Below are 887 nucleotides of genomic sequence, written 5' to 3'. Positions count from 1 at the left end.
GCGCCACCGAACAGGAGACCGTCGACCTCTTCCACGGCATCTACACCGACGGCCTCGAAGCCCTCAACAACACCCTCACCACCTGACCCACACCACACCACACCCCCACGGCCCCGACCCGCCCACCAGCAGGCCGGGGCCAGGGACGTGTCAACGGGCGGTCAGGCGGCTTCCGGTCGCCCGCCGCACACGAGCCTCCCGCCCGGGTCGAGGACAGAAACTGACCTACACGGCGCCTACCGTGTAACACGTCGGAAGGCAGCGGCCGCCGGCACCGAAGCACCCACGGAGGTACAGCCATGAGCACCACCGCGACCACCACCGCCCCCACCACCACCGCCCCCGCGGTCACCGGCGAGCGGGCCGACCTGCTGGCGCAGCTCGCCTTCCAGCGCCAGTTCCTGCGGCTCACCACCCGCGACCTGACCGACGAGCAGGCCGCGCTGCGCACCACCGCCGGGGAGCTGTGCCTGGGCGGCCTGATCAAGCACGTCGCGTCCGTCGAGCGGTCCTGGGTCGGCTTCATCTTCGAAGGCCCCTCCGCGATGCCCGACTTCATGAACCTGACGCAGGCCGACCTGGACCAGCGGGCCGAGGACTTCCGTCTGCTGCCGGGCGAGACCCTGGCCGGTGTGCTCGCCGCCTACGAGGAGGTGGCCGCCCGCACCGACGCGGTGGTCGCCTCCCTGCCGGACCTCGACGTCTCGCACCCGCTGCCCGAGGCGCCGTGGTCCGAGCCCGGCATCCGCTGGTCCGCCCGCCGGGTGGTGCTGCACCTCATCGCGGAGACGGCGCAGCACGCCGGCCACGCCGACATCCTGCGGGAGTCCCTGGACGGCGCCAAGAGCATGGGCTGAGCACCGCCCGTCCGCCCTCCTCGGCGCGCG

1 protein-coding gene is annotated in these 887 nt (G+C 72.9%); it reads left to right on the top strand.

The genetic code is table 11. From position 1 onward, the window contains the following. The first annotated feature begins 299 nt into the window (after positions 1-299). Complete coding sequence (locus ABD308_RS15660) at positions 300-857, top strand: DinB family protein (protein ID WP_344333973.1); 558 nt, start codon at positions 300-302, stop codon at positions 855-857. Positions 858-887 lie beyond the last annotated feature (30 nt).

This window comes from Kitasatospora putterlickiae, from assembly GCF_039527695.1.
GTDB classification, from domain to species: domain Bacteria; phylum Actinomycetota; class Actinomycetes; order Streptomycetales; family Streptomycetaceae; genus Kitasatospora; species Kitasatospora putterlickiae.
This window is presented reverse-complemented; position numbering and strand designations above follow the sequence as displayed.

Coding starts and splice junctions, on each gene's coding strand:
- ABD308_RS15660 (WP_344333973.1), top strand. CDS start 300: ATGAGCACCACCGCGACCACCACCGCCCCCACCACCACCGCCCCCGCG.